Raw genomic sequence first — 9688 nt, forward strand, 5'->3', positions numbered from 1 at the left:
ATTATGAGTTCAAATATTAAAGTTTAGTAGTTATTATGTTTTAAATGATTTACTCTTTGTATTTTTAGAACTTGAGTGGATAGACAATTTTCATTATTGTTATGAAGGGAGAAAAACATCAAGATGAGCAAAACACTAATACTAACAGAAAAGCCTTCTGTAGCTAAAAATATAGCAGATGCACTAAAAATAAAAAGTAGACAGGATGGTTATTTTGAGGGCAACGATTATATTATCACATGGGCTTTTGGTCACCTATTACAGTTATTTGATGCAAAAGATTATGATGAGAAAATGGCAAAATGGAGAACAGAAAACTTTCCATTTATTCCTGATAAATTTAGATATAAGGTGAAATCAAATCAAAAAAATCGTGATAAAGAAGATTTAGGCGCAAAAAAACAATTGAAGATCATATATAGTCTAATTAAAAGAAATGATGTTACTAATCTTATATCTGCGTGTGACTATGATAGAGAGGGCCAAATTATTGGAGATACGATCTTATATAAGATAAGACATGGTAAAAAGGTTTATCGTTTACTATTAAATGAGTGGACACCGAATGAAATACTAAAGGGTCTTAATAATATAATATCCAATGATGAGATGATTCCTTTAAGAAATGCAGGTATAGGTAGACAATGGGCGGATTGGACAATAGGAATTAACCTTACTTCTATGGCAACTTTAAAATATCAAGAGGGTAAAGGACAAGCACTTAATATTGGACGAGTTTTGCTACCAACTTTAAAGATTATTTATGACAGAGATAAAGAAATAGAAAATTTCGTTCCAGAAGATTATTTTAAACTAAAAGCATTATTTGCAACCCTATCAGGTAGTGAATATGAAGGGATTTATCATCTTAACAATGAGGATAAATTTAAAGATAAACAAATTCTAATGGATATTCATTCCCTTTTGTCTGGAAAAGAGGGAGCCGTATCTGAAAAAAACGTTGAGAAGAAAAATGAATATCCTCCCTATTTATTTAATTTATCCAATCTTCAAGGGTTTATTACGAACAAATATCAGGGCTGGACTTCGGACAAAGTTTTGCGGATTTCACAATCATTGTATGAGAAAAAACTAATTACCTATCCCCGGACCTCAAGCAATTTTTTGGATGAAAGTCTTGTTGAACGGGCAGAAAATGTTTTGAATGTTCTAAAAAAGGGACTGCCTTATGAAAGTGAACTGAGATTTACAAGAACAAAAAGGGTATTTAATAATGAGAAGGTTGAAAGCCACAGTGCCATTATTCCAACGTATTTAGTCCCTAAATCATTGACTAAAGATGAAATGATTGTATATAATGCTGTGAAAAATAGGTTCTTAATGCAATTTATGCCTATAGCGGAATATGAAGAGACTACTCTAACCACAATTGTAAATAATGTAGAGGGAGAATTTTTATCAAAAGGAAGGGTTCAATTAGTCGAAGGTTGGAAAAAGGTTGAGGAAATAGAAACAAAAGAATCCACTCTTCCATTTGTAGAAATTAATGAAAATGTCACTGTCAAAAATCATGAAGTAACAGCAAATAAAACTAAACCACCTAAATATCATACAGAAAAGACTCTATTACGAGTTATGGAAACTTGTGGTAAGAAGTATGATGATAGCGATGATAATGAAATCATGAATTCTATTTTAAATGGATTTAGTATTGGTACACCAGCAACAAGAGCAGAGACCATAAAAAAACTAAAAGATGTAGGATATATTACTACCCACAAAAAATATCTACAATGTACAGAATTGGGGAAACAACTCGTTGAAATGTTTCCGGTAAAAGAACTATTTGACTTAGGGTTTACCGGAAAACTTGAAAAAACCCTTCATGACATAGAAAAAGGTAAGCTTCGTAAAGAGGAATTTTTGAATTTTATTTTTGATTTTACGAATCAGGCAGTTGTAAAGATAAAAGAAGATCAAGGTCCTTCTTTAAAAAAGATTCCTAACAAGAATACTTATGAGAATCTTGGGAGTTGTCCAAATTGTAAACACCCTGTCATCGAAGGTGAGAAAGGTTTTGGCTGCAGTAACTGGAAGAATGGTTGTAAATTTGTCATTTGGAAAAATGATAAATATTTAGCATCTATGAAAAAGAAACCAACTAAAACAATGGTTAAAAGTCTCTTGAAAAATGGAGTCGTTTTGGTTAAAGGATTAACAAGTAAAAAAGGTAAAAAATTTGATGCAAATTTACGATATGAAAAAAACTCTGAAAACGACTATTATAGTTGGAAGATGGAGTTCGATAAATAGTATTGGTATAGATAGAGATGGGTTAGTAAAAAACCCATCTTTTTTATTAAACTTAATAAAAGTTATGTATACAAGTTATGTAGAATTTTATAGAATTAAGGTAATAAAAGAAATGGAGTAAGCGCACACATGATCGAAAAATTTATCAATGAATTAGAAAGACAAGGATTGTCTAAAAATACGATTAAGAGCTATGTATTTGACATTGTTCAGTTTTACGACTGGTTAAAAAGTAAGGAACTGGACCCCAAAATAACAGAAGAAGTGCTAACTGAATACACAATATTTTTATATTCCAAATATAGTGAAAATACTGTTTTGAGGAAAATTAAGAGTGTCACTCGGTATAACAAATATTTGTATCATATTGGAGAATCTCCATTAGTAATTGAGCCAAATGAAATAATCAAAATTAAAACAAACAACTGGACTATGAGAATGATGAGTATTAATGAATTTGATAGACTACGGCAAACAATATTAGAAGGTCAAAATAAGAGGGATATTCTTATATTTCACTTATTATACGGAACTTGTTGCAGGATTTCTGAACTTATTAATATTGAACTGGATGATATAGAAATTACTGATCCATCACAAGGTTATATACAATTTAAAATTTTAAAAAGTGGAAAATTCCCCACTCCTATAAGAAAAATTAGCATAACTGAACCTCTTATTAAAATGATAAAAGATTATTTAGAAGTCAGACCCATTTATCAAAGTAAGAAACTATTAATTGGACAAAAAGGTCCAATGACAAGGGATGCAATTAACAAAATGTTTCGGAAATACAGTTCGATAGCTAATATTAATTATACGGTTTCACCTCAAATGTTAAGACGTATGGGGATTTTTAACTTGTTAGTATTAGCACAAAATGAACCATTTGAAATATCTTATATATCTAAAATTGCTAGATATACAACTGAATCATATACAGAAAAAATTTACGAGTCTTTATGTTCTAATTTAAAAGGGAACTTAGAACTTCAATCCTTTGAAACCAGATATATCAATTTAGGGTGGGGGAACGATGGGGAGAAACCAAAGAAAGATTGTTAGTATAAAACCTAATGTGAAATTTGTTGTACGTGCAATAATGGCCCAATATGCAGAAACTTCAACAGGTGAGCCAATAGAAAAACAATATGCGTGTATAAAAATTAAAAATGAAGACACAAACGTTGAAGTAATTCATCCTCTTTCAACAGAATTTATATTAGATAATTGGAAAAACGCCCAGTACAATACTATGAAAGCACCGGCAAATACTATAGCGATGTTTTTAAATTTTTTAATAAGCGATAAGAGTAATAAAGTTAAAAGTCTTATAGAATTAAAATCAGACCATGTAATAAATTTTTTATCTGAGCTTTCTTATAAAAGGACACCTAAAAATACGGTCAAGAAACATGAGAAATATATAGAAAAGTTCTTTGATTTTCTAAATGAAAAAAAGATCATTGATCATACTTTGAAAATTAAAGATGTTCAATACTTTTACAGTAAACCGAAACCGAGACTCCATAAATTACCAGATGAATATATTCTAACCTTTTTAGAAATTGCCTATCAAACAGATAGTAAAATTGCGTTTGCACTTTATTTACAATTCTTTGGTGGACTCCGAACCGGAGAGATATGTAATCTTAGAATAAAAGATTTACAGCTTATAGGGGATAAAGGAGAATATGGTTTTATCGTGGATCTTTCTGAGGATCGAAACTTGAGAAAGGACATCACTAATACATCGGGGTCTAGCTATATTAAAAGTAAAAGAAGGCAAATTGTTTTTGGATTTAAGGATTGGTCAACTTTATTTTATGAAAAACACATGAATAATTTAACAGATGTTATGAAATTAAATGGAGAAACCCCACTATTTCCTAATCAAAAAGGATTAGCCATGACAGGTAACAATTACTATTACCATTTTAATAAAACAAAGAAAATATTTCTGAAGTACCTTAGAGATTCGGAGAATATGGCGGATAGAAATAATGCTTTAGCGCTTGAAGCTGAGAGATGGGCTAGTCATATAGGTAGGGGGATATTTTCTAACTTATTGGCTGAAGAAGCTGATAATTTATATGATGTGAGTTTTCCAAGAGGGGACAAAGGTTTTGACTCAGTAAAACCATATCTAGCTAGCACAAAACGAATTAAAGAAAAGCTAGAAAAAAAGATAGATGAAATATATAAGAAAAAAGAATAAAAGGGAGGTGTTAAGTTTGGAACTTAATGATCAAAATTTATATATTTCTGTTACCGAGGTCTCTAAACTGTTTTCGATAAATAGATCCACGGTACTAAAACTAATAAAAAAAGACGAGTTCCCAAACTGTTTTATTAATTCAAAGCAAGAGGGCTACCGAATACCAGTTACGGATATAGAGGCTTATAAAGAAAAAGTTACGAAAATAGAAGATGCTAAAAAAGACTTTTTATCAATTAGCGAAATGGCGGAAATCTCAGGGTGTACTAATGAGAAGATTAGAAGTGATTTGCGGAACGGAAAAATTAAAAAATTTAGTAGAGATGAAAATAATAATTATATTGTGCATAAGGATATTTTTGACGAGTATATAAAAGAACACATTGAAAAAAATGGTTTTTTAACTTTAAATGAAGCATGTGAACGATTATCCTTATCAAAATTAACGATTCACACATATGGCCCAAGAAAAGTATTTCCTAATGCTATTATTAGAAATCAAACCGAGGGATATCTTATTCCAATATCAGATATAGAGGATTACGAAAATAAAAATGTCATACCAGAGGGATATGTAACTGTAAAACAGATAGCTGAAAAGTACAAACTTCATCCGGAGACAATAAGGGGACTAATAAGGAATAACGTATTAAAAAACCATAAAAAATATGTAAAGGATACCTATATAGTTTTAGCTTCAGAAGCAGAAGATTATTTTAAAGATATGCTTGAAATTAAAGAAAAATATGCAAATATAGATGAAGTATCCCAAATAATAGGATGTAATAAAGATACAATAAGAAGTTATATAAAAAAAGGACTCATTAATGATTGCATACTAAGGTCAAACTCGGAGGGTTATCTCATCAATAGATTAGAAATAGACAAGATAAAAGAAATTTATTCACAGGAAAGACTTCCGTTACCAACAGGTTATATTTTCCCTGAAGATGTTATGCAATTGCTCGAAACAAGAAGCGTTCAAAGAGCAAGGGAAATTATAAAAAAGCATATGAAATCTGCCAAAAAGGTTACAAACGGTTTTAACAATATTGAATATTGGATTGTGCTAGAATCTGAAGTTATTCAGTACAAACAAAAACTTGAAAATGATAGGTTTATCCCTCAAAGTCCCGGTGAATTCACCACTATTGATGCAGTTAACAAGTATAAGTTTGAAGTTGATAAGATTTCCATCCCCTTAAAATTAGCCCAAACAGTCAAAATATACACGGAATATGCTTGTCAAAAGTTAGCTGAAAGTGAGGCAAGAGCAGAGACCCTTTCAAAAAAAACTGCTTATTATATAAAAACTTTAAAGGCTTTAATTAAACATTTACCAAAGAGTATAAAAGAAATGACAGATGAAGATATTGAGAGTTTCTTAAATAATGAGAGTCAACCTAAATATGTTAAACAATACTTTATAGGTTTTGTTCAGTATTGCTCTGAAAATATTGAGGATTGTAACTTTTTTAATCGATACGCAACGTTTAATGATCCAAATACTGATACTGATATATATTCCCTTGAAATTTTTAATAAATATTATAATCATGTTATAGATATAGAGCTGCACATAGAGAAAGCGATTAAATATAAAACATATGCACAGGCATGGGTATATGTCATTATGCACTTAATGAATGCGTGGAGAAGTGGGGATATTATTTACGGTTTACCAACCATTGATTTTGTTGATTTACCAATCAAAGATTTAACATTTTTTGAGAATAATAGATTAAGGAAAGAAGAGGCAAGATTGATTGTAAATCAGGTTCATATAAAAGTTGGTCAAATGAAGATTTCGAAAACGGGGGCGCTTGGACAATTTCTTTGTTTAGATAGTTTGGTTGAACCGTTTGCAACAGCAATCAGTATTACGGAGTTACACCGTAGAAAATACAATGATAAATTAATGCTTACTTCAATTAGAGCAAATGGAATTAATAAAATGTTTTTTGAAAAAAAACTTGAACTATCTGGGTTCCATAGTGTCAAAATGAATAGAACATTGATTACCTACTTTTTCCACCATGTTTCTGAATCAGAAGGGGATGCACATTTATCCTATGAGGCAGCTCAAATTTTACGAAGCCACTTAAATGAAGATACAACCAAAGTTTATATAAAATTCTCTAGCCCACAAGGTACTCTTGATAGTATGGCCTTTAATATATGCGAAAGGGGTCATTTTGGTTGGGTTTATAATACCATGATAAATCTTGTGTTGCACCAAAATGAACAAAAACTGGAGGACAGAACCTCTTTAATTAAATCTTTAAGTGAAAAGTATAAAGTAAATGAATTAGAAACGTATTCGTCCTTTTTACTTGCAGAAAGAATTAAAAAAGAATCTTTAGCACTTAGGCTTTCAAAGTTACCTAAAGAGGATCTAAAAAGATTAATTGTTAAAATATTTCGTGGAGAAATGCCAGCAAGGATGGCTTTCGCTCAATGTTTAACATATCCTGAATGCAAAAGTCCTGAACGAACCACTTGTATTGGATGTGAGAACTTAATACCAACAGAATATTTATTATTTTCTATATCTGAACAGATTGAGACGAGCCTTTATAAAATTTACAATAGTGAATTTGAATGGGATAAAGAACGAGAAAAGCATTTTCTAAAACAAATGTTTCTATTAATGAATGAGGCTATTGTTGAGAAAGGTAAAGAATATGTAGAGACCTTTATTGATCGCAAAAGAATCAAAAAATTATATGGAGCTATTCTTAAAGATAGAGAGGTGAAACAAATTGATAATTCAGAAAAAGGTTAAGGAATTAAATGGAGCATTAAGCATCCAAATCACAGAAAATCATAAATTTGATAGAAACGACATATCTAAATATTTAAGTATGTTAGAAACAAATAAAGATCAAGGTATCCTGCTTACAGATAGTTTTGAGAGTGATTATTGGTGTATTGTTGATTTTACGGGAATGCGTAGGTATTTAAAGTTCGATATTGACTTATATCCTGAATTAAAGGTTGCCTTAAAATGTTTTTTGTTAATATTAATAGACACTAAATTTTCCATAAATCATATTCAAGCAATTCATACAAATGTTAAACAAGCAATTGTAGTTTCTGGTGGATTTAAGAAAACAAATGTAGATGCTTATGAAGAGTATGCTATGACAAAAACAATGAATAGTCGTTATAGATTTAATGATTTTACTAGTAGATTTCTTTCATTTATAGAGCATACTTATCGTGATTTATATGACTTAAAGATTAAAAATATGGATTCGAAAAATAGAGATTTACCTAATTATGAAGTAATTATTGATTTTCATTATTTTATGATGGAATTTGAAAATCGAGCAACCACACTTCAGAAATCCAAATATTTTCCTATAATATTATGGTGGAAGATTACAGGTATTATTCCAATGAGACCTAAAGAATTTTGTTTACTAGAATGGGATTGTTGCTACGAGGAAGATGGTTATTACTTTTTAAAAGTTCCAAGAAGTAAACAAGAGGCAAAATCATATAGCGAAATAAGCGTGACTAATGTCATTCGTATAAATAAAAATATTTATGACACTATTCAAGAGTATAAGCAAACAGTTCCTCCTGAATTAATTGGAAACTACTTATTTTCATTTAAGATACAATCACGTTTCTTTCAAGCTGATAGCATAACTAAAAGGGAGGATATGTACCATCCAGATACGTTATATTGGCACTTGATGTCCTTCTACAAAGAAATCATCGGTTGGAATAACACTGATTTCTATCGCTTTGTTAAAAGAAATGAAAAAGGTGAAATCATTAAGATTTTCCGTAATTATATAACACCTGCTGATACACGACATTTTTCAATGTGTAATATGATGTTACAGGGGGTTAATCCATTAACTATTGCTAAAATGGCAGGCCATACACGATTAGGTACTCAACGAAATTATTGGGGGCATTTGGAATACTTCGTTGAATCTTATGTTTATATTATTTCAACAAAAGCCAGAATTCATAGGCTTGAGAAAAGTTTAGGAGAAGGGATATTTGGCGTAAAAGATAAAATTAATGAATCACGAATCTATAAACCGGAGGATTTTCCTCTTCGAAAAGAGGTAAAAAACGGATATTGCAAATATGGGGCTTTTGACAATTGCACTGGTGAATGTAGATTTTGTGATGATTTTTTTTATTACCCAAAAAACCCTGATGAGGGATTGAAGTGGTTATTATCCGGATCAGATCATTTAGAACAGCAATTAGAAACAGAATTAAAGTCTCTATTAAATCTTTATAAAAATATGAAATTTAATTTTGCCACAGAATCCTATTCAATGCTAGATCATGAACAGATATTAAGCAAGGCAAATCTTATTAATCGCCTAATACGGCAAAAAGCTATGGTTGATTCTTTGCTGCCGGAAGATAGGGAGGTTATTGAATAGTATTATGAAAACGGAGTCTTATAGCGATGAAGAGTTAAAAAAATTATTATTGGAATACTCAAATAAACATACTGGTTCTATCACATATTTAGGTTTGCAAAAGGAAACAGGAATTAGTCGAAAAACTTGGAAAAGGCGCATGGGAGAAACTATTGAAACCCTAAATAGAAAGGTAATTACCAGTCATAATAATGTAGGTTTCGATGAAATACCATATCCGAATTTTGATTTAATAATAGATAGGTTTTTAAACGATGAAAAAGGTCTAAGAGATGCTTTATATCATATTCAAGAGGTATTTATTAAAAATATTGAAGAAAACAACAAGCTTTCTGATCAACTAATGAAAAAGGACAAAAAAATTGATGAACTAACACAAAAAATAGAAAAGCTAAAACATGAATTGAACGAAAAGAAACAGGAAGTAAGAAATTACGAAAAGATAATAATTGAAAGTACAAATCCAAGTGTAAGAAGGAGAAAAGGAATTAGTAGTAATCTTATTAAAATGAGTGAGCATAGAAAAGAGTCTGCTGCTTCGTTAGAATTGGAAGACGAATTTCCAGAACTGTTCGGGGATTTGGATGATGAGAGTTAAGAACAATTAAATATCTGTATACTCCGATCTGCATTTATTTGAAAGTTAGTATAATGATGTATCAATAGAGTGTACTCTATTGATACAAGTATAGTAGACTGATAAAATCATAGTTAAGAGTGTCTCATAAGACTTGTCTCAAAAACGAGGTGAAATTTTGCAGAAAATCGGTTATGTACG

The 9688-nt window shown here is 30.4% G+C and carries 6 protein-coding genes; all 6 read left to right on the top strand.

The window, feature by feature from the left end; translation table 11 throughout:
* Positions 1-123 precede the first annotated feature (123 nt).
* The 6 genes from FAR12_RS13575 (at position 124) to FAR12_RS13600 (ending at position 9508) form a co-directional block, all read left to right on the top strand.
* Entirely contained in the window at positions 124-2274 is a 2151-nt protein-coding gene (locus FAR12_RS13575) for a type IA DNA topoisomerase (RefSeq protein ID WP_126409194.1), read from the top strand.
* A 129-nt stretch (positions 2275-2403) separates the two neighbouring features.
* Entirely contained in the window at positions 2404-3339 is a 936-nt protein-coding gene (locus tag FAR12_RS13580) for a tyrosine-type recombinase/integrase (protein ID WP_126409195.1), read from the top strand.
* A complete protein-coding gene (locus tag FAR12_RS13585) occupies positions 3311-4492 on the top strand; it encodes a site-specific integrase (RefSeq protein ID WP_126409196.1) in 1182 nt (393 codons plus the stop codon). Before FAR12_RS13580 ends, FAR12_RS13585 begins: the two co-directional genes overlap by 29 nt.
* Positions 4493-4508: 16 nt before the next feature.
* Complete coding sequence (locus FAR12_RS13590) at positions 4509-7277, top strand: helix-turn-helix domain-containing protein (protein ID WP_170972200.1); 2769 nt, start codon at positions 4509-4511, stop codon at positions 7275-7277.
* On the top strand, positions 7255-8910 hold the full coding sequence (locus FAR12_RS13595; RefSeq protein ID WP_126409198.1) for a site-specific integrase: 1656 nt from the start codon (positions 7255-7257) through the stop codon (positions 8908-8910). Before FAR12_RS13590 ends, FAR12_RS13595 begins: the two co-directional genes overlap by 23 nt.
* A 4-nt stretch (positions 8911-8914) precedes the next feature.
* Positions 8915-9508, top strand: a complete 594-nt coding sequence (locus FAR12_RS13600) for a restriction endonuclease subunit S domain-containing protein (protein ID WP_170972201.1) — start codon at positions 8915-8917, stop codon at positions 9506-9508.
* Positions 9509-9688: the final 180 nt, after the last annotated feature.

The organism is Bacillus yapensis, assembly GCF_005280205.1.
In the GTDB taxonomy this organism is placed as follows: Bacteria; Bacillota; Bacilli; order Bacillales; family Cytobacillaceae; genus Robertmurraya; species Robertmurraya yapensis.